Here is an 18,983-nt window from a genome sequence, read left to right as displayed (position 1 = left end):
ATCAGGTTGATCTTGAATTTAGAGTTATCAATTGATCAACTTTGACTCAGTTTAGTTTCTATCGCTACCGCTGCCAAGACTACGACGTTTTGTTACTGTTTGGAAGGCGTAAATAATATCTCCTTCCTGCCATTGTTGAAAATCATCCAAGCGCACACCACATTCGTAGCCCGCCGCAACTTCGCGGACATCGTCCTTCAGGCGTTTTAGCGAACTCAAGATGCCTGTGTGAATGACGCTTTGCTGGCGCAGCACCCGTACTTTGCAGTTGCGCACGAGCTTGCCATTGAGGACATAACAACCGGCCACAGCTCCTTTGCTGAGGGGGAAGATAGCTCGCACTTCGGCTTGACCCAGTTCTTCCTCGACCAGTTCGGGTTCCAGCATCCCCTCCATTGCCCCTTGAATATCATCGAGGAGCTTATAGATGATGTTGTATTCGCGGACATCAACATTGTGCTGCTCAGCCGCTTGGCGTGCCCCTGAGGCAAGGGTCGTATTAAAGCCAATGATGACGGCACTACTGGCGGCGGCAAGGTCAACATCGGTTTCAGTAATTTCGCCGGGGGCAGCCAACAAGACTCGCAACTGTACTTGATCTTGGGGCAGTTGGTTGAGGGCCGCCAAAATCGCCTCGACGGAACCTTGAACGTCGGCTTTGAGAATGAGATTGAGTTCCTTGAGTTCCCCTTCGCGGGCTTGACTGGACAACGAGGTAAGGGAGACCCGCCGGGCGGCTGCGGCTTGGGCAAGGCGGGATTGGCGTTGAGCGGCGGCTCGCTCCTCCACAAGGGCACGGGCGGCTTTTTCATCGCTGAGGACTTCAAATTCATCCCCGGCAGCAGGGACATCCGCCAGACCCAAGACTTCGACAGCAAAGGAGGGGGTTGCTGCCTCGACACGCTGCCCGCGATCGTCAATCATGGCGCGAACCCGACCAAAACAGGCACCTGCCACCAGAATATCGCCGACCCGCAGGGTACCGTTTTGTACCAGCAATGTGGCCACAGGTCCCCGTGCCCGATCCAAGTGGGCTTCAATGACGGTGCCTTTGGCAGGGCGATCGGGATTGGCGTAGAGATCCTCCACCTCAGCCACCAGCAGGATCATTTCTAGGAGCGTATCGAGATTTTGCTGTTGCAGGGCACTGACGGGAACCATAATCGTGTCGCCCCCCCACTCTTCGGGCACCAAGCCGTATTCGGTGAGTTCCTGCTTGACCCGCTCCGGTTGGGCAGACTCTTTGTCAATTTTGTTAATGGCGACAATGATCGGCACTTTAGCTGCTTTGGCGTGGCTAATGGCTTCAATGGTTTGAGGTTGCACCCCATCATCGGCAGCAACCACGAGAACAGCAATATCGGTGACCCGTGCCCCCCGTGCCCGCATGGCGGTAAAGGCTTCGTGACCGGGGGTATCGAGAAAGACGACCTGATGTTTTTCGCCGTTGTGTTCGACATCCACGTGGTAGGCGCCAATGTGTTGGGTGATGCCGCCTGCTTCCCCTTGGGCCACTTTGGCATTGCGAATGGCATCGAGAAGGCTGGTTTTGCCATGATCCACGTGACCCATAATCGTGACTACGGGTGGACGCCGTTGCAGGTGATCGAGGTCGCTCGACTCCAGCATTTCGGTGACTTTTGTGGCCTCGGCTTTCTGCTGTGCCGTTTCCACCGTAATCCCCAATTCCTTGGCCACGAGTTCAATTGTTTCCACCTCAAGGGTTTGGTTGATGGTGGCGGCAATTCCCTTAAAGAAGAGAATTTTAATGATTTCCGCTTCGGGGCGACGCACTAAACTGGCCAACTCCTGCACTGACATCGGGCCTTCAATCGTAATGTGATCGGGCGGTGGTGCTTCGGCTGGCTCTTCGTGACGGCGATCGCGATGGCGGGGTTGTTTTTTCTCGCTGCTTTTTTCGGTTTTCGCCGCTGGTGTAACGGGGCGGGCAGGACGAGGCGCCTTGGGCTTGGGTGGCCGTTGCAGCGATTGGCTGACATCAACGGTTACTTGGTGTGCCCCGACCAAACGGCTGGTGAGTTCTAGTTCTTCCTCTTCGTCGATGACTTCTTCACGCAACTTGACAACGCGAGAGGATTTCCGTTTGTTCTCCTCATCATCAAAGTCTTTGTGACGGTGGCGGTCTTTGATGACTTTGCTAACGGACTTGTCATCGAGTACCTCAACGGTTTCGGTGACGGGCTTGGGTGGATTTGGTGCCCGCAGGACTGGCGCAACGGGTTTGGGTGGCGGTTGTAGCTCTGGTAAAGCTGGCTTGGGCGCCATTTCCGGGGGCTTGACGGGTGCCGGGGGAACTGCCCGCTGGACAATTTCAATGCGATCTTGACTGCTGGATTTCGCAGGAGCGATCGCCACCTTTTCTTTTTTGGGGGGTTCCTTTAGCTCTTTGCGGGGCGGGGGAGCCGCAGCGACTTTTTCCGCTTTCTTGGTGGGGCGGGCGGGCGGGGGGACTAAAGTAGGCGCTGGACGCGGTGGTGTCGGTTCGGGTTTTGCGGGAGGTGTAGGGGGTTTGGGCGCCACAGGTTCCACTGGCTTGGTGGCAACCGGCGCAGGGGGTGTGGGTCGCGCAGGGGGCTGCGGTGCTTGGGGACGAGCGGGAGGTTGTTGTAATTGAGGCTTGGGCGCTTCTGGTGTCTCAGAGCGGGGTTGAGTGTGGACAGCAACAATTTGCTGCGTTTTTGGAGGGGCTGCGGCTTTCTTCACAGGAGGAGGTGTTTTTGAAACTTTACGGGGAGAGGCACTATGGGGTTGATAGGTTTTGGCAGCTTCGCGAATGCGATCGGCATCGGCATCGGAAATTGTGCTGCTGTGACTTTTATAGGCAATTCCCAACTGTTCACAGATCGCCAATAAATCTCGATTATCTAGGTTGAGTTCTTTTGATAGGTCATAAATGCGAACTTTACCAATGCTCATGCTGTCTCTCAAAGGCTCTGAAATCTCTACAAAGGGGCAAACGGTAGGGCGATCGCGATCGCTCAAGTAAAGGCTACCGTCAAGGTGGAATTAATGGGTTTTAAGGGATGGGTTGGGGCAACTCACTCAACAACAATCTCAAGAGTCGGGGCTAAAAAATAGAAGTATCCCTATTATTAACGATTTTGGTAGGGATTGATCAGGGCAACAGCCCCAAGGGGGGATCAATTTCAATTCTGCGGGCTGCTAGATCAACCAGCGGCACGATGGCTGGCACAAAAGGAATATACACTGATCGGCGGGCTTCTTGCGCTGGGTCGAGTAACTGCACTTCTAGTAGGTCATTGCCGGCATTGACCAAGCCCACCACTTCGCCAACTCGCTCACCGTGGTGATACACGGCGAGTCCAATCAAGTCCATGAGGTGGTATTCATTTGCAGCAAGGGGTGGGCGATCGCTAGCGGGGACTAAAATTTCTGCCCCCTTGAGTGCCTCCGCTGCGGTGCGATCGCTGACTTCGGCAAAGGTAACCACAAACTGTTCGACACGGGGTAAAAATCGCCCGCGCACGAGGGTAACCGCATAGGGTTGGAGCTGCCGGGGCGATCGCAACCAACGAGAACCCGCTACGGTAAAGCGTTCGGGAAAATCACTAAAGGGCTTGACCTTCACCTCCCCCCGCAGGCCGTGGGCACCGACAATTTGGCCGATACAGAGCCATTCACTTGTCTCAGGGAAGGGGGTCACCATAGGCCGTCCAAGCCAACTTGAGTAAACCGTTCATAATTGCTGTGGCAACGCTCACGCCCCCCTTGCAACCCTTAATGGAGATGTGGGGCACCCAAGACTTTTGCAGGCGATCCAAAATGGGGGGGAGAAAATTGGGGGCAGCGTCAATAATTAAGGCAGGGCGAATTTCCTGAGCCTCCACTAAAGTCAGGAGAGGTTCTAGGGCTGAATGATCACTACTGAGGACAAAAATAGCCGTGGGATGGCGTCGTGCCAAGGTTTCTATGCCAAAAGCAATGCGGGACTTTTCCTGCTGCGGACGGGTGAAGGTTTCTGCCCCACAGTAAATGGGATTGCCAAAGGTGTTTTGGGTGTAGGAGAGCACCCCCACCTGCACCATCGTCACATCCACCACAATCGGGGTATGAGCGGCAAGGGCAGCCACACCGGATTGCAGGGCCTGCTCTGAATAGACAATCAAATTCAGATATTCTAAATCCCCCGTCGCATAAATCACACGGCGCGTAATATCGTACTGTGCTGGACTCAGGTTGTGCCCGGCCAGCAACTGGTCAATAACCCGTAGTTGTGCAACGTCAGACTGGTGCCATTCCATCAAAGGTGCCGCAAGGGAGCTAGGGAATAATCAATATAGCAACAAAGTTTTCCCCCCACTAGACGCGGGGTAGGCGTGACACCCTCTAGTGTACGGGGCGATCGCCCGATTTCATGCATGGTGTGGCGATCCACGATTTCAGCGAGACTGGTATGCTGGAAACAGCGTCCTTGAACTTGTGCCACTGTGTCTCAGATTCTCTGTCCTGTCCCGGCAGATCAACGACCGATCAACGAATATCGTGACCTCAAAGCCTCTTGGTTTTTTGAATGGTCGAGTTGGCCGCGGCCACGCTTTCAACGGCGTTTGCTACTGCTGTGGGGGATGGCTTGGCTAGTCAGTGGACCGGTGGCGATCGCCAGCTTTTCTCTGAAAGAGGCACCCCTACATGTTTTCTTCGCTGGGGCGCTAGGAGCAAACTTCCTGCTGTTGCTGATTCTTTTGCGCCTTGTACTCGGTTGGGCCTACGTGGGCGATCGCCTGCACCGTCCCACCGTCATTTATGAGGAAACAGGCTGGTACGACGGTCAGGAGTGGCAAAAACCCGAAGCTGAATTGGCTCAAGATCGCCTGATCTATACCTACGAGTTGCGCCCGATTTTACAACGGTTACAGGTAACCCTTTTGGCGCTCGTGATCTTTTCTTTGGGACTGACCCTTGCTTGGGCACTCCTGTAGCTGCTGCTGATATTGTTGCTCATTGACCTGCATGACCGAACCTATGTCCAAACGCACCCAAGCCCCTCTCCTCGATGTTTGCTTACTGCGGGAAGGGATTGTTGAGTCGCGCCACCATGCCCATGCCGTGGTCTGTGACGCCCGGGGGCGAATTCTTGCCCTTGCAGGAAACGCTGAAACCGCTGCTTTTATCCGCTCTGCCCTCAAGCCCTTTCAAGCCTTGGCAGTGACCACCACGGGAACGATGGAGCGGTTTGACTTGAGCGATCGCGACCTCGCGATTATCTGTAGCTCTCACCAAGGTCGTATTGAGCAAGTGCGCCAAGTCTTTAACATCCTCTGGCGTGCCGATGTGGATCCCACCGCCTTGCAATGTCCCGTTCCCCCCGGCCGCCAAGGGGCACTGCAGCACAACTGTTCGGGTAAACATGCGGGGATGCTAGCGGTTTGTCAACAGCGTAATTGGCCATTGGCAAGTTATCTGCACAAAAATCACCCCGTTCAGGCTCTGATCCTCTCCAAGGTGGCGGAACTACTGAAGATGCCCGCCGCAGAATTTATCTGTGCCCACGACGACTGTGGGGCGCCCACGTATTTGATGCAACTGGTGCAGATGGCTACCCTTTACGGCCAACTGGCCTCGGGCAATGACTGGGCAATGGAGCGCGTCGTTCGTGCCATGACCCACCACCCTGATTTTGTTGCCGGTCCCGGTGCCTTTGATAGCGAGCTGATGCGCCTCACGGAGGGGGAAATCCTCAGTAAGTCCGGAGCTGAGGGGATTCAGTGTGTGGGTCGTGTGGGCGAAGGGATGGGATTGGCGATTAAGGTGAGTGATGGTGCGAAGCGTGCTAAGTATGCCGTTGCCATTCAACTGTTGAAGCAACTGGGCTGGATTACTCCCAGTGTGGCGGAAGCCTTGGGGGAGCAGTTTCTGATTCCCAACCAATTTACCCGTCTCGAGGTGAATGGTGAACTGACCTTTGCCTAGGGGGCTAGATTCTAGCCTGAATAGGCTCTCCCTTGGGTTATGATTTGTATTCAATTTTAGTGAGCACGGAGGCTGTTGTGGCTGTCACAGCAAATGTCGGAACCATCTTTCCTGTGGTGTGGGCGGGCAATCGCGTGCAGTTAATTGACCAAACCCGCTTGCCAGAACAGTATGAACTCAAGGACATCACCACCGCAGCGGAGATGGCCACCGCCATTCGGACGATGATTGTACGGGGTGCGCCAGCGATTGGTGTGGCAGCAGCTTTTGGTATGGTCTTAGGGGCACGGGAATACACAGGGAGCGATCGCGAGGGCTTCTTGGCTCACCTAGAGAATGTCGCTTCCGAATTGCGGCAAACCCGCCCCACGGCAGTGAATTTATTTTGGGCCATCGATCGCATGCTTGGGGCAGCCCAGCAAGCCACAGCTAGCCTTGAGGAACTCCAGCAGCACCTTCTTGAAACCGCCCAAACCATTGCCCGTGAAGATGTGCAAACCTGTCAAGCCATTGGTGAAAACGGCCTTAGTGTCCTGCCGAAAACACCCGAGAAGTTGCGCTTGCTTACCCACTGCAATGCCGGTGCCCTAGCGACAGCAGGCTATGGAACAGCGTTAGGGGTGGTGCGTGCGGCTTGGGCGGCGGGTCGCTTGGAGCGAGTCTATGCCGATGAAACTCGTCCTCGTCTTCAGGGAGCGAAATTAACCGCTTGGGAATGTGTGCAAGAGGGCATTCCTGTCACCCTGCTGGCGGATACGATGGCGGCGCACTGTATGCAGCGGGGGATGATTGATGCGGTGGTGGTGGGTGCCGATCGCATTGCCCTGAATGGAGATACCGCCAACAAAATTGGTACCTATAGTGTGGCTCTTGCCGCCAAAGCCCACAACATTCCCTTCTTTGTCGCCGCCCCCCTTTCTACCATTGACACCAAAATTGCCACTGGGGCGGAAATTCCCATTGAGGAGCGACACCCTCAAGAAATTTATCAGGTGGGGTTTAGCCGCATTACACCCGCTGGGGTAGATTTTTACAACCCTGCCTTTGATGTCACCCCTGCCCATTTAATTAGCGGCATTATCACAGAGCTAGGGGTTTTTGCTCCCGCTGACCTTGCACGGGGTATTGGTGCAGCAGCAGGTTAACGACGACAGACCGCACGGGCAATATCACCCGCTATCGTGCCGGGGGGATAGCTTTTGGTTCCCGTCCACTCCCAACCGTAATACTCACTTTTAATGTCATAGGGATTACAGGAGGCGGTTGCCCGATGCCAGTAATCGTCGCCAAGGGTCGAGAGGCTAAAATCCACTTGGATAATGCCATTCCTATTTCTATAAAAGCGACGGGAATCCATATCCACGGTGTAAACACGGCCTCTACTGTCGCGAGCCACTTCCACTTCCATTTCTGCGAAAGCAGGCGGGGCGATCGCCAGACTGAGGCTCAACGTTGCTGCCCCCACAAGGGCAACAGGTGTCCGAAACATGGTCAGAAACCTCTTTCTTTGGTAATACGATCGTAGCAATTGTGCTAGAACATCGTTATTCTTAGTTCAAAAAGCTTTATAGAAAAATAGAAAAAATGATTTCCTCACCATCCTCTTTAAGTACAACCGACCTCAACGCCCTTGCTGAACGGATCCGTATCGCGGCTGAGCGAGCCAATGGAAATGTCCATGACCTGTTGGCATTGCTGCGGCTTTTAGAGCAATTGCATCGTGAAATTTGTAACAATCAGTTTCAAGCGGCCTTGCCCACCAACCGCCAAGCGCTCTATAAACTACTGCGGGATATTGAAACCAATGGCGGCTGGCCCTACATTCCCCGCAAACGCCTAGAGTCTTTTTTGGGGGCAATTCAAGAGGAATCGGATAGTCATGAATGTTGAACGCTGGCTGATCCGCCAAGAGCCGCAGTGGCTAGAGCTAGAACACCTCCTCAACCGTGCTGAGACAGAGGGGATTCAAGCGCTATCGGCAACGGAGATTTGCCGCCTCAGTCAGTTGTACCGCTTGGTTAGTGCGGATTTAGCGCGGGCAAAAACTCGCCGCTTGGGCAGTAGCATCGTCAACTATTTGCAGGGTCTCACCTTGCGGAGTTATAGCCAAGTCTATCAGGGTGAGCGCTCCCAAGATTGGCGCCAAGTTTGGTGGTTTTTCCAGCGGGGCTTCCCAGCGGTTGTCCAGCAAACATGGGTCTATACGGCCTTTGCCTTGGGGGTATTTCTGGTGGCGGCGGCGATCGCTTGGTGGTATGCGTGGAGCGATCGCCAATTTTTGGAGCTGGTGGTGCCCTCAGACATTCTGTCCCTCGTGGAAGAGGAGGGCAAGCTCTGGATGGGATCGATCGTGGGGGTTGAACCCCTAGCCTCCAGTGCCATTATGACCAATAACCTGAGTGTGGCTTTTACAATGCTAGCGGGCGGCATCCTAGGGGGACTAGGAACCCTCTATATCCTCTGGAATAACGGTCTGCATATCGGGGCGATCGCTGCCTTGGTGGCGCAAAACAACCTAGGGTATCCCTTTTGGGCGTTTGTCAGTTCCCATGGTGCTTTGGAGCTGCCTGCAATTTTTCTGGCCGGCGCTGCGGGTCTGTTGTTGGGGCAAGCGATTCTCTTGCCGGGGCGTTACCGTCGCCTGAGCGCACTCAAACGCAATGGCGCTTTGGCAGCACAACTGATGTTTGGCATTGTTCCCCTCTTGGTGATTGCGGGCATTATCGAGGGCTTCTGGTCGCCCAATCCCCTGATTCCCAACAGTGTGAAATATTTGTCTGGCCTAGGGTTGTTTGCGGCTTTAGGCTTTTATTTGGCTTGGCCGCTAGAGCGATCGCCCACGGGTGAGGGAAAATAGAAGGATGCTTTATTGACGTTTAGGCCGATCGCGAGAACACTATGGCAGAAAACTGGCGCAGTCGCATCATTACAGAAGGCGTTCAACGCACCCCCAACCGAGCCATGCTGCGAGCCGTGGGCTTTGGCGATGACGATTTCAACAAGCCGATTGTTGGGGTGGCCAGTGCCCACAGTACGATTACCCCTTGCAATATGGGGATTGCCGCCCTTGCCAGTCGCGCCGAAGCAGGCATTCGCGCAGCGGGGGGGATGCCGCAGTTGTTTGGCACAATTACGGTCAGCGATGGTATTTCCATGGGCACGGAGGGGATGAAATACTCCTTGGTCTCGCGGGATGTGATTGCTGATTCAATTGAAACCGCCTGTAATGCCCAAAGTATGGATGGGGTGCTGGCGATCGGTGGCTGCGACAAAAATATGCCCGGCGCGATGATTGCCATGGCACGGATGAACATTCCCGCCATTTTTGTCTATGGGGGCACGATTAAGCCCGGTCATTGGCAGGGTCAAGACCTGACGGTTGTTAGCGCCTTTGAAGCCGTGGGTCAGTTTAGTGCCGGCAAAATGGATGAGGCGACGCTCCATGCGATTGAACACCATGCCTGTCCGGGGGCGGGTTCCTGCGGCGGGATGTTCACGGCCAACACAATGTCCTCAGCCTTTGAAGCCATGGGCATGAGCCTGATGTACTCCTCAACAATGACAGCGGAGGATGCTGAAAAAGCCGACAATACAGAGTTAGCGGGCAAGGTGCTGGTGGAGGCGATTCGTAAGAATATTCGACCCCGCGATATTATCACCCGCAAATCCATTGAAAATGCCCTCAGTGTGATTATGGCGATCGGTGGCTCGACAAATGCCGTGCTGCACTTTCTGGCGATCGCCCACAGTGCCGAGGTTCCCCTCACCATTGATGACTTTGAAACCATTCGCCAGCGGGTGCCCGTTCTCTGCGATCTCAAGCCCTCGGGTAAATACGTGACTGCGGATCTACATCGGGCAGGGGGCATTCCCCAAGTAATGAAAATGCTCCTCAATGCTGGCTTGCTCCACGGGGATTGCCTCACGATTACGGGGGAAACCATTGCCGAGCGGCTGCGGGATGTGCCCAATACCCCCGACCCCAACCAAGAGGTGATTCGTCCGTTTGACAAGCCTCTCTACGCCACTGGCCACCTGACCATTCTCAAGGGTAATTTAGCCAGTGAGGGGGCTGTGGCCAAAATCTCCGGCGTGAAAAATCCCCAAATTACTGGGCCGGCCCGCGTCTTTGACTCCGAGGAAGCCTGTCTTGATGCCATTCTTGCCGGCAAGATCAACCCCGGCGATGTCATTGTCATTCGCTATGAAGGCCCTGTGGGTGGTCCGGGGATGCGAGAAATGCTGGCTCCCACCTCTGCCATTATTGGTGCCGGTTTAGGGGATAGTGTCGGCCTCATTACCGATGGTCGCTTCTCTGGTGGAACCTATGGCATGGTTGTGGGTCACGTGGCTCCGGAGGCGGCAGTGGGTGGGACGATCGCCCTTGTGGAGGAGGGAGACTCGATCACCATTGATGCCCATCAGCGGCTGCTGCAACTGAATGTCAGTGAGGAAGAACTGGCAGCGCGGCGGGCTAAATGGCAGCCCCCGGCACCTCGCTATACCCGTGGGGTATTGGCCAAGTATGCTAAGCTAGTGTCTTCTAGTAGTCTGGGGGCGGTGACTGATCGCTTTGTTTAGAGGTGGCTAATTCCTGCAAAAAGGCCTCGATACCAGCGCGATCGCTTGTTTGGCGCGGATAAACCATAGGCGGGCGTTGCAGTGTAATCAGCTTCACCCCCAGCTCACGGGCAATCGCCTGTTTGATCTGCTCACTCTCGGTACCCGAGGCCTTGGTCACCACCGTTGTAATCTGCCACTGTTGCCAGAGGGCGCGCTCTAACTCTCGCGATACGGGGGGGAAAATGGCAATTAAGCGCTGGCGATCGAACCCCGCCGCCAAGGCAGCCTCCAGTGCGCTTGTTGTGGGCAAAATCCGTGCAAAGAGGGTAGCCTGACGCTGGAGGGGCACAAAAGCTGCCAAATGTTTGACTCCTAGGGTCAGCAACACCCGCTCACCCATGAGGAGATTCCCTTGCAGCAGTGTTGGCAAATCAGTATAGATGCCAAGAACTGGCGGAAATGCTGGGCGTTCAAAGCGCAGGTAGGGCAAGCCAAATTCTTGGCTGATGGCAATGGCAAGGGCAGAGATTGCCACCGCAAAGGGATGGGACGCATCCACTACGGCTCGAATCGAATGTTGCTCGATAAACTCACGGGCACGCTCAGGGGTCAAGCGCTCGATATGGCAACTCAACAACGGATGCGCGTCATAAAGATGGCAGGCCGCCGCTGTGGTCACGCTCACCCAGCAGGGAAACCCTTGGCAGACAATTAATTGGGCAATCCAGCGACTCTCTTGGGTGCCGCCAATCAGCCAAATCGCCCCAGTCACCTAGCCCAGCAGTGCGCGGCGAAAGTTTTCCCGATAGGACTTATTCATGAGCAGCGGTAGCCACAGCACGCTGAGGACAAAGCGCGATTGTGTGTAGTACGTGCGGTGAAACCCTTGCCAAAAGCGCAGGGCAATTAAGAAGTAGAGAACAATTGCACCAAGACCAAGGAGTTCCATAAACACATTGGTGAATCTGAACTACCACTTCCACATTACTGGATTCTCCGAATCAAGGGTGGCGATGACTGGCTGGCTAATTTCATCGAGCATGGCCAAAATCGACTCATCCAAGTGGAGGTCAGCCGCTTTGATATTTTCTAGCACCTGCTCTGGATGGCGGGCACCAACAATGGCACAGGTTTGCGGTTGATGGAGTAGCCACGCCAAGGCTAAATTCCCTATCGTTGTGCCCAAGCTGGTGGCAATGGGCTTCATCAGTTCAATGGCTTCAAGGGCACGGGCGTAAGTTTCCCCCTGAAAAAGTTGGTTTTTGGCGCGGTTATCTTCGGGATCGAACTGGTGGCCGGGGCCAAAGCGACCCGTGAGTAACCCTTGAGCCAGAGAGGAGTAGGCCAAAACCGTAATCTCATGCTCAATACAGAAGGGGATGAGTTCTGTTTCTGCCCAACGCCAAAACAGGGAATAGGGGGGCTGGATACTGTCAATGCGTCCGTACTGCATTGCTTCGGCCAGTTGGGCACGGGAGAAGTTGGAAACCCCAATGGCACGGATTTTGCCCGCCACTTGCAACTCCACCATTGCCTGCATGGTTTCCTCGATGGGCACGATTTCCGAGCCAAAGGAACCGGCGGGCCAGTGAATTTGGTAGAGATCAATGTAGTCGGTGTTGAGGTTGCGCAGCGATCGCTCGCAGGCGGCAATCACCTCTTTGTAGCGCAAGTGATTGGCAAAGACCTTCGTCGCATAGACACAGCGATCGCGCAAGTCTCCCACGGCGGCGGCCACAATCCGCTCTGAATGACCATCCCCATAGACCTCAGCCGTATCAATGGTGGTCATCCCTGCTTCGACAGCGGTACGAATCGTGCGAATGGACTCCTCATCTTCAATACCGACCCACCAGCGTTTGCCTGCTTGCCAAGTGCCAAGAATCAGCGGTGTAATTTGAATCTCTGTGCGGCCGAGGGGGCGAGTTTGCATAAGAAATCCCCATAAAGGAACCACTAACGAGGCACTGTGGGCGACTTGACAATGGGGCGGACAACAATGCGGTTGCGTTCTTGGCGTTTAGCATCGTAAAGCGCCTGATCCGCTGCGTTAAAAAGCTCTAAGGGAGAATCACTGCCCCCCGGAATCAGGGCTGCCACCCCAAAGCTGAGACTCACACAATGACTCGCTGAAGAATATTCATGGACAATGTACCGTGCCTGCATAGCCTCCTGCAACTGCCGTGCTACCAATTCAGCACCACCAATGTCTGTAAATGTCAATTTTTGTAACAAACCAAGAAGAGTACTGTTGTGCTGCCATAGGTTTTAATGCGTTGCTGCTGCCAGCCGATCGCTAGGATCGCCTCTAAATCTGGTGGATTTTTGGTGCGACACTCAACAGCAATTTCCCCCTTAGGGCTGAGACGCTCCTCCTGCCAAAGCAACTGGAGAACGGGTAGATATAAATCACCATTGTAGGGGGGGTCAAAGTAAATAAAGTCAAACTGCGGAATAGGGACTTGCGGCAATTTCTGGCGTACATCTCCCCGCAAAACCAGCGTGTGCTGATGGGGTTGGGCAACGGCTGACCAGTTGTCACGAATGACTTGGCAGGCTTGGGGAGACTGCTCAATACCCACTACCCACTGGGCACCCCGCAGCAGGGCTTCCGCTCCCATGGCACCGGTACCAGCACACAAATCCAGCCAGCAACATCCTTGGAGGCGACCCTGCCAGATATTGAAAATGGCTTGGCGAACTTTGGCACTGGTGGGTCGCGTACTGTGACCCGGCAGCGTTTTGAGCGATCGCTGGCCAGAAATTCGCAAAGGCATATTCTTTAACGTAACGGTTTTCGCCCAAAATAAAAAGCCCCGGGAGTCTTGCCGTGTTTCGACCCCGAGACTTTTGTTTGCGAATCACTCCTCACTACCTAAAAGATACTCTGAGTCCTTGGGCACTCCTATAGCGGCACATGACACTTTCTCAAGCGGCACCCTTTTCTCTTTAGGCTGCGGGTGTTGACTGCATTGTCGTGGTTCCTTTGGTTTGGGCAAGCCTGCCAATTTCCTGATCAATAAAGAAGAGTCCTTGCCCCTCCGTGCCAATCAGTTCAATTTTGTCAAGGATACTCTTGAACAAAAACTCTTCTTGGTGCTGCTCGGCCACATACCACTGCAAAAATTGCAACGTCGCATAGTCAGGCTCCGTATCCGCTAACTGCACTAACTCATTAATTTTGTGAGTCACAAACTGTTCATGCTCATAAACTTTACTGAACATCTCCTTCAGGGACTGAAATGTGTGTGGGGGAGCTTCCATACCGCCTAGGATTGCCAAGGCGCCGGTTTCATGCATGTAGTTCAAAAGCCGCCGCATGTGTGCCATTTCTTCATCAGCATGTTGACTAAGGAAGGCCGCACAACCCTCAAGGGCTTTGTGGGCACACCAAGAACTCATCTGCAAGTAGAGATGTGCTGAATAAATCTCAAGGTTGATTTGCTCATTGAGCCGGTTGGTCATTGCTTGGGATAGCATTGTTGATTCTCCATTCGTAAAGTTCAAGAGGGTAAGAGCCACACTGATAACAGCCGCCACAGTGGCTAGGGATGATTTTTTTCACCCGTCCTTTGCGGATGAGTTGGCTAAGGATCAGTTCAATCATCGCTGGCGGTACCTGAAAATGGGCAACCAATTCTTCCAAGGAAACCACGTGGTGCTTCTGAATATAGTCCTGTAGTTGCAAGAGCATAATCATGTCCCCTGTGGCGAGGAAAACCGCTGGCGATCGCCCCAATATTTCAAGGCCATGATTACCATCCCCATCACTGCCCCTAGAGCCAGTAACCAAATCAACGAGAACATCGGATGCGCCGCAAAGGTCATGAGTTGGTAGTAAGCAGTGGCGACCCAGTAGGCCAATCCCGTTGTCCAAGCCGCTACAAAGATGGTCCAGCCCAAATTGGTTTCTCGATAGACGGCGGCAGTGGCCGATACACAGGGAAAGTAGAGCAAAACAAAGAGCAGGAAGGCGATCGCTGCCGTTGTCGTGCCAAACCGTTGTGCCATCTGGCCAAATGTTGTGTAGTGCACGCTCTGAAGTTCAGCCGCTGCTTCGGGGTTATCTGCCTCTTGCAACACATGGAACCCTAAAGGATCAAGCACCCGTTGTCCCAGCTCACTGAGATTTTTGGGAATGCTGAGCACTGCTTCCTGCAATCCCCCCCAAACGGAAAAGGGTTCTTCTGGTGTATCCCCGGCTTCAGTGCTTTGAGCTTCTTGGCGAGCTAACTCTGTATAGAGGGCATCCATCGTTCCCACCATCACTTCCTTGGCAAAGATCCCCGTAAAGAGTCCCACGGTTGCTGGCCAGTTGTCGGACTGAATCCCCATTGGCGAGAAAATCGGCGTAATTTGGCGACTAAAGGCGCTCAAAATCGATTGAGTACTATCCTTTTGGCCAAAGCGACCATCGGTGCCGACAGAGTTGAGCAGTCCGAGGATGACGACAAGGACAACAATCATCTTGCCTGCTCGACTAAGAAAGGTTTTTAGCCGCTCCCAAGCCCGCAGCAGTACCCCTCTGAAGGTGGGTAAACGGTAGGGGGGCAACTCCATTACAAACGGAGCAATCTCTCCTTGAAAGAGGGTGCGCTTCATCAAGAATCCTGTGAAGATGGCTGCGGCAATTCCCACCACATAAAGCAAAAACACGATATTTTGGCCGTTGCGGGGGAAGAAAGCAGCAACAAACAGGGCATAGACCGGTAGGCGGGCACCACAGGACATAAAGGGATTCATCAAAATCGTCATCAGGCGATCGCGCCGATTCTCGAGTGTGCGGGTGGCCATAATGCCGGGGATATTGCAGCCAAAGGAAACCATCATCGGTACAAAGGACTTACCGGGTAAGCCCAGCCAGCGCATCAACCGATCCATGACAAAGGCCGCCCGTGCTAAATAACCAGAATCTTCAAGAAGTGTGAGAAAAATAAAGAGCAAGCCAATTTGAGGAATAAATGTTGCCGTTGTTTGGATACCGCCCCCCACCCCCTCTGCCAGAAGACCAATGAGCCAACCGGGGGCATTGAATGTTTCCAGCACTTGGGTTGGCCAACCCACAACCAGCGTTCCGACACCAATATCAAAAAAGTCAATAAAGGCACCCCCCACATTAATTGAGATGAGAAACATCAAGTACATGACGGCCAAGAAAATGGGAATTCCCAACCAGCGGTTGAGTACAATGCGGTCAATGCGATCGGAGACTGTTGTTGTCAGGCGATCGCCCTGTTCCAGAACCTCAGCCATTAGGTGCTGAATCCAGCCATAGCGACTATCGGCAATCACAAGGTCTATGTCTTCTCCTAGGGTCTGGTGAATCCGCTCTCGCCATTGGCGTAGTGGTGCTACAACATCATTGGGAACTGATTCAATATATTGCAGCCAAGCCAAGGCCTGTGCCCGATTTTTGAGGCCTTGAGTCAGCAAATCAGCAATAGCCTCTTCAATCACAGGGGGTTGGGGCACACTAACGCTGGAAACAGGTGGTGCTGCCAAGGCGGTGCGAATAGTTTGCCGCAGTTGAGCAAAATGCTGTTGTTGTTTGGCACAAAAAGGCAGCACCGGCAGACCTAAGCGCTGGCTCAAGGCTGGGATATCCATCTTGATTTTGGCGGCACGAGCCACATCCATCATGTTGAGGACAAGGATGAAGGGGACTCCTAGATCAAGCAATTGCGATGTGAGGTAAAAATTGCGCTCTAAGTTAGCGGCATCCAGAATATTCACTACCAAGTCATATTCCCCCGCCAATAGAAACTTGCGGGCAATCTGCTCGTCTAAGCCAGTGCTATCCTCGGCATCGAGGGCATAGACCCCCGGTAGATCCACAACTTGGACAGTGATGTCGCGATCGCGATAGCGGCCTTCCTTGCGCTCAACAGTAACTCCTGGCCAGTTTCCCACCCGCTGATTTGCCCCCGTAAGACCATTGAAAATTGTTGTTTTGCCACAATTTGGGTTACCAATTAACGCAATTGTTGCTGCCATGTCACACTCCTTTGCTAGAGCAGATGGACTTTGAGAGCATCAGCTTCATCCTTACGCAAGCTCAAATGAAAGCCTCGCACCTTAATATCTGTGGGATCACCCAAGGGGGCATGGCGGACAACCTCAACTTCGGTGCCGGGGGTTAAACCCATGGCTAATAATTTGCGTTTGTAACTGGGGGTCGTAGGGGCATAGCCGATAATGCGCAGGCGAGCACCAATGGGGGCACTGCGTAGGTTTACAGCTGCCAATTCCAGCTCTTTGAGCAAGATGTTTTGGGCTAGCTCGTGGTTCACACAAAACCGCTTTGAGTCAAGAGCCACCATGACTGCCCCGCGATCGCCCCGATGGAGGATGCTAATTATTGCCCCCGGTGCCAAGCCCATCCCCAACAGTTGCTGGGTATTGCTGCACATTAATTTCATAATGCAGTAGCGATCGCCCACCTTAGCTTCAGCAAGGGAAATCAGATTAGACATGCCTCGTCTCCATCGCTGTCTTCGAGAATGGGGGTCGGCGATATAAGTAAAGGGTGGCCACAAAAGTGATGACATATTGCATTTAATGATTTTTTGAAAGCTAGTTATTGCATATGATTCTCAATTTATAGCACAGCTTTGCAGTGGCATCGTGACTTTAGCAAGTCTTAACCTATCTCCAATCATCCTAAGAGCTGGGTCTATTTGAAAGTTTTGGTGTGAATTTTGTCTTAAGTGAGATATTGAGACTTACAGCAATTCTTTTCATGAGATACTTAATCTCATAAGAGATATCATAAAAGACTAGCTTGAATGGACGGGCAAAACTGCTGCAATGTCACCTCAGCGTTATGGCACGGGGATGAAAAACAAATGAACATGAACAGGCAAGCGAGGTCAGAGCTTCTGATTTTCAAGTAGCGTTTGAACTCATTGGGTTTTTCAGGTCAGTGGGGTAAGGTGTCATCCCCCGTTCCCAGCGCTTTGGCAGCAACGATTAAATCGTAGTAATCGGTGTACCACACCTGCGGATCGTCCATGTCGGGAAAAAGCCGAGCGTTGCCAATCAGGTAAAGAAGAGCGACTAGGATAGTTTTTCTGGTGCGGTAGAGCTGTCTCGGCGGGCAATGTTCTGCTGTGAGCAGATGAACAAGACGAATCAGGGCAAACACGCGACTTAAGGTGATCTCGAAGTCTGACCGTACTTGAGAGGGGGATGTTCTTCTCCTTAAGGTTTACAGTTGCCATCCCCAGAGACAAGCGTTGGTATCGAACCCTTGGAAAACCGCTCTACTGGACGGGTTCGGTTTGACCGATTGTGGGTGCCGCAATAAAGCAGATTCCTAAAACTGTCTCTTAGTGGGAGTTTTCAGTGCCCTAGTTTGGATGTTGGACTAAAATTGGCCTAAATTTCCTTGCCCTGTAACCCCCACATTTCCATTGAGGAAAAAGCCAGCAGATGCTATCTTAGATAAGTTATCGGGATGTAGCGCAGCTTGGTAGCGCACTTCGTTCGGGACGAAGGGGTCGCAGGTTCAAATCCTGTCATCCCGATTGGTCAGCCTTCAACTGTTAAGATAGGTAATACATACCCTAGGATTGTGTTGTGCTATGACCTCGGCTGCATCCTCAGTTGCCCGTTCTGACTTAGCAGAATTGCGTCGTCTCAAGTCTCTCTTGCCACCAGAGCTGCAAAGCTGGGTGATGATTGAACCAGCTAGTGGGGTGAATCCTCCCCTCATTACCTGTGAAGAAATTGGCAAGGATGAGGTGGAGATTCAAATTGATTTAGCCCGTTGGGATCAATTGGCCAAGGATCAGCGCAATCTCCTCTTTTGGCATGAGGTCGCCCGCATTCAAAATGACACGATTCCCCGCGATGGCTGGGAGATGGCAGCACTGGCGATTGGTTTAGGGGGTGCTGTGGGAGAACTCTGGGTGCAGGATGGCCTGTTGCTGCTGCTTGCCCTTGGGCTGTGTGGCTTTTCGGGCTGGCGGCTCTACCAGCGCAATAATGGTGAAAAGGTTCTCAAGGAAGCCATTGCTGCTGATGAGCGGGCGATCGCCCTTGCGACTCGTTTTGGCTATGAACTCCCCAACGCCTACAAAAGCCTTGGCAGTGCCCTCAAGCTCTTGATTGAGCAAGCCCCCAATCGCCGTCAACGCAAACGCTATGAACTGCGTCTGCAAGCACTGAAAAAGAGCGCAGCTAAAGCAAAAGCGCGCATGCAGGCCATGCAAAACGACACCCCAGCAGAATCTTAATCATGGCTCGCCTAAAACGCCAACTGCTGCTACCAACCCTCATTCTCCTATGGACAGTGGCCAGTCTAGGGTTTATGGCGCAGTGGGATTTACATCCTGTCCTGCGGTATTATGGCTGGGTCTTCACGGCGCAAGTTGCTTTTTTGATTTTCTTTGCGCCAGCGATCGCGCGACAGCTTAGGGGTACCAAACGTTCCCCAAAAAATGAAAGCCTGCCTTAAATTCATAAAA

The 18,983-nt window shown here is 53.3% G+C and carries 21 protein-coding genes and 1 tRNA gene; 9 read left to right on the top strand and 13 right to left on the bottom strand.

Annotation, left to right across the window (positions count from 1 at the left end; genetic code table 11):
- Window positions 1-51 precede the first annotated feature (51 nt).
- From infB to M0644_RS11685, 3 genes are all read right to left on the bottom strand, one after another.
- On the bottom strand, window positions 52-2,937 hold the full coding sequence (infB, locus tag M0644_RS11695; protein ID WP_286625819.1) for a translation initiation factor IF-2: 2,886 nt from the start codon (window positions 2,935-2,937) through the stop codon (window positions 52-54).
- Window positions 2,938-3,136: 199 nt separating this feature from the next.
- On the bottom strand, window positions 3,137-3,688 hold the full coding sequence (gene rimM, locus M0644_RS11690; RefSeq protein ID WP_149821052.1) for a ribosome maturation factor RimM: 552 nt from the start codon (window positions 3,686-3,688) through the stop codon (window positions 3,137-3,139).
- Window positions 3,669-4,283, bottom strand: coding sequence for a precorrin-8X methylmutase (locus M0644_RS11685; RefSeq protein WP_149821050.1), 615 nt, complete (start codon window positions 4,281-4,283; stop codon window positions 3,669-3,671). The genes rimM and M0644_RS11685 overlap by 20 nt, the downstream gene beginning before the upstream one ends.
- Before the next feature lie 186 nt (window positions 4,284-4,469).
- Between M0644_RS11685 and M0644_RS11680 the strand changes: the two genes are divergently transcribed.
- From M0644_RS11680 to mtnA, 3 genes are all read left to right on the top strand, one after another.
- Complete coding sequence (locus M0644_RS11680) at window positions 4,470-4,961, top strand: CGLD27 family protein (protein ID WP_149821048.1); 492 nt, start codon at window positions 4,470-4,472, stop codon at window positions 4,959-4,961.
- A gap of 43 nt (window positions 4,962-5,004) precedes the next feature.
- A complete protein-coding gene (locus tag M0644_RS11675) occupies window positions 5,005-5,952 on the top strand; it encodes an asparaginase (protein WP_255451666.1) in 948 nt (315 codons plus the stop codon).
- A gap of 77 nt (window positions 5,953-6,029) precedes the next feature.
- Window positions 6,030-7,097: an S-methyl-5-thioribose-1-phosphate isomerase gene (gene mtnA / locus M0644_RS11670; RefSeq protein WP_286625817.1), complete on the top strand. Its 1,068-nt coding sequence runs from the start codon at window positions 6,030-6,032 to the stop codon at window positions 7,095-7,097.
- Here mtnA and M0644_RS11665 read toward each other — a convergent pair.
- Window positions 7,094-7,441: a hypothetical protein gene (locus M0644_RS11665; RefSeq protein ID WP_149821042.1), complete on the bottom strand. Its 348-nt coding sequence runs from the start codon at window positions 7,439-7,441 to the stop codon at window positions 7,094-7,096. The genes mtnA and M0644_RS11665 overlap by 4 nt on opposite strands.
- Before the next feature lie 95 nt (window positions 7,442-7,536).
- Between M0644_RS11665 and M0644_RS11660 the strand changes: the two genes are divergently transcribed.
- From M0644_RS11660 to ilvD, 3 genes are read left to right on the top strand one after another with little or no spacing between them, the layout of a single operon-like run.
- Window positions 7,537-7,842, top strand: coding sequence for a hypothetical protein (locus M0644_RS11660; protein WP_286625814.1), 306 nt, complete (start codon window positions 7,537-7,539; stop codon window positions 7,840-7,842).
- A complete protein-coding gene (locus M0644_RS11655) occupies window positions 7,832-8,809 on the top strand; it encodes a stage II sporulation protein M (protein WP_286625813.1) in 978 nt (325 codons plus the stop codon). The genes M0644_RS11660 and M0644_RS11655 overlap by 11 nt, the downstream gene beginning before the upstream one ends.
- A 41-nt stretch (window positions 8,810-8,850) precedes the next feature.
- Entirely contained in the window at window positions 8,851-10,533 is a 1,683-nt protein-coding gene (gene ilvD / locus M0644_RS11650) for a dihydroxy-acid dehydratase (RefSeq protein ID WP_149821036.1), read from the top strand.
- Here ilvD and M0644_RS11645 read toward each other — a convergent pair.
- The 9 genes from M0644_RS11645 to M0644_RS11605 all read right to left on the bottom strand — a co-directional run bounded on the left by M0644_RS11645 (window position 10,496) and on the right by M0644_RS11605 (window position 16,988).
- The gene (locus M0644_RS11645) at window positions 10,496-11,287 is read right to left on the bottom strand and encodes a cobalt-precorrin-6A reductase (RefSeq protein WP_286625812.1); all 792 of its coding nucleotides are present in this window, start codon (window positions 11,285-11,287) and stop codon (window positions 10,496-10,498) included. The two genes, ilvD and M0644_RS11645, sit on opposite strands and share 38 nt — an antisense overlap.
- Entirely contained in the window at window positions 11,288-11,464 is a 177-nt protein-coding gene (locus M0644_RS11640) for a hypothetical protein (RefSeq protein ID WP_206200825.1), read from the bottom strand. It lies immediately after the preceding gene.
- Between the two features lie 21 nt (window positions 11,465-11,485).
- The gene (locus M0644_RS11635) at window positions 11,486-12,448 is read right to left on the bottom strand and encodes an aldo/keto reductase (RefSeq protein WP_286625809.1); all 963 of its coding nucleotides are present in this window, start codon (window positions 12,446-12,448) and stop codon (window positions 11,486-11,488) included.
- Between the two features lie 23 nt (window positions 12,449-12,471).
- Entirely contained in the window at window positions 12,472-12,738 is a 267-nt protein-coding gene (locus tag M0644_RS11630) for a diguanylate cyclase (RefSeq protein WP_149821028.1), read from the bottom strand.
- On the bottom strand, window positions 12,735-13,292 hold the full coding sequence (gene rsmD / locus M0644_RS11625) for a 16S rRNA (guanine(966)-N(2))-methyltransferase RsmD (RefSeq protein ID WP_149821026.1): 558 nt from the start codon (window positions 13,290-13,292) through the stop codon (window positions 12,735-12,737). The genes M0644_RS11630 and rsmD overlap by 4 nt, the downstream gene beginning before the upstream one ends.
- 172 nt (window positions 13,293-13,464) lie before the next feature.
- Entirely contained in the window at window positions 13,465-13,995 is a 531-nt protein-coding gene (gene ftnA, locus M0644_RS11620; RefSeq protein ID WP_149821024.1) for a non-heme ferritin, read from the bottom strand.
- On the bottom strand, window positions 13,961-14,209 hold the full coding sequence (locus M0644_RS11615) for a FeoC-like transcriptional regulator (RefSeq protein ID WP_190278088.1): 249 nt from the start codon (window positions 14,207-14,209) through the stop codon (window positions 13,961-13,963). Before M0644_RS11615 ends, ftnA begins: the two co-directional genes overlap by 35 nt.
- Before the next feature lie 2 nt (window positions 14,210-14,211).
- Window positions 14,212-16,509 (bottom strand): Fe(2+) transporter permease subunit FeoB, encoded by a 2,298-nt coding sequence (gene feoB / locus M0644_RS11610; protein WP_286625807.1) that lies wholly within the window; start codon window positions 16,507-16,509, stop codon window positions 14,212-14,214.
- A gap of 14 nt (window positions 16,510-16,523) precedes the next feature.
- The gene (locus M0644_RS11605) at window positions 16,524-16,988 is read right to left on the bottom strand and encodes a ferrous iron transport protein A (protein ID WP_286625804.1); all 465 of its coding nucleotides are present in this window, start codon (window positions 16,986-16,988) and stop codon (window positions 16,524-16,526) included.
- A gap of 979 nt (window positions 16,989-17,967) precedes the next feature.
- On the opposite strand from M0644_RS11605, the gene M0644_RS11600 reads away from it, so the two are divergent.
- The 3 genes from M0644_RS11600 (at window position 17,968) to M0644_RS11590 (ending at window position 18,973) form a co-directional block, all read left to right on the top strand.
- Window positions 17,968-18,041, top strand: a tRNA-Pro gene (locus M0644_RS11600).
- 57 nt (window positions 18,042-18,098) lie between these two features.
- Window positions 18,099-18,752: a DUF3318 domain-containing protein gene (locus tag M0644_RS11595; RefSeq protein ID WP_286625803.1), complete on the top strand. Its 654-nt coding sequence runs from the start codon at window positions 18,099-18,101 to the stop codon at window positions 18,750-18,752.
- Window positions 18,753-18,754: 2 nt separating this feature from the next.
- A complete protein-coding gene (locus M0644_RS11590; protein WP_149821014.1) occupies window positions 18,755-18,973 on the top strand; it encodes a hypothetical protein in 219 nt (72 codons plus the stop codon).
- Window positions 18,974-18,983: the final 10 nt, after the last annotated feature.

It is taken from the genome of Thermosynechococcus sp. B1 (assembly GCF_030322985.1).
In the GTDB taxonomy this organism is placed as follows: domain Bacteria; phylum Cyanobacteriota; class Cyanobacteriia; order Thermosynechococcales; family Thermosynechococcaceae; genus Thermosynechococcus.
This window is presented reverse-complemented; position numbering and strand designations above follow the sequence as displayed.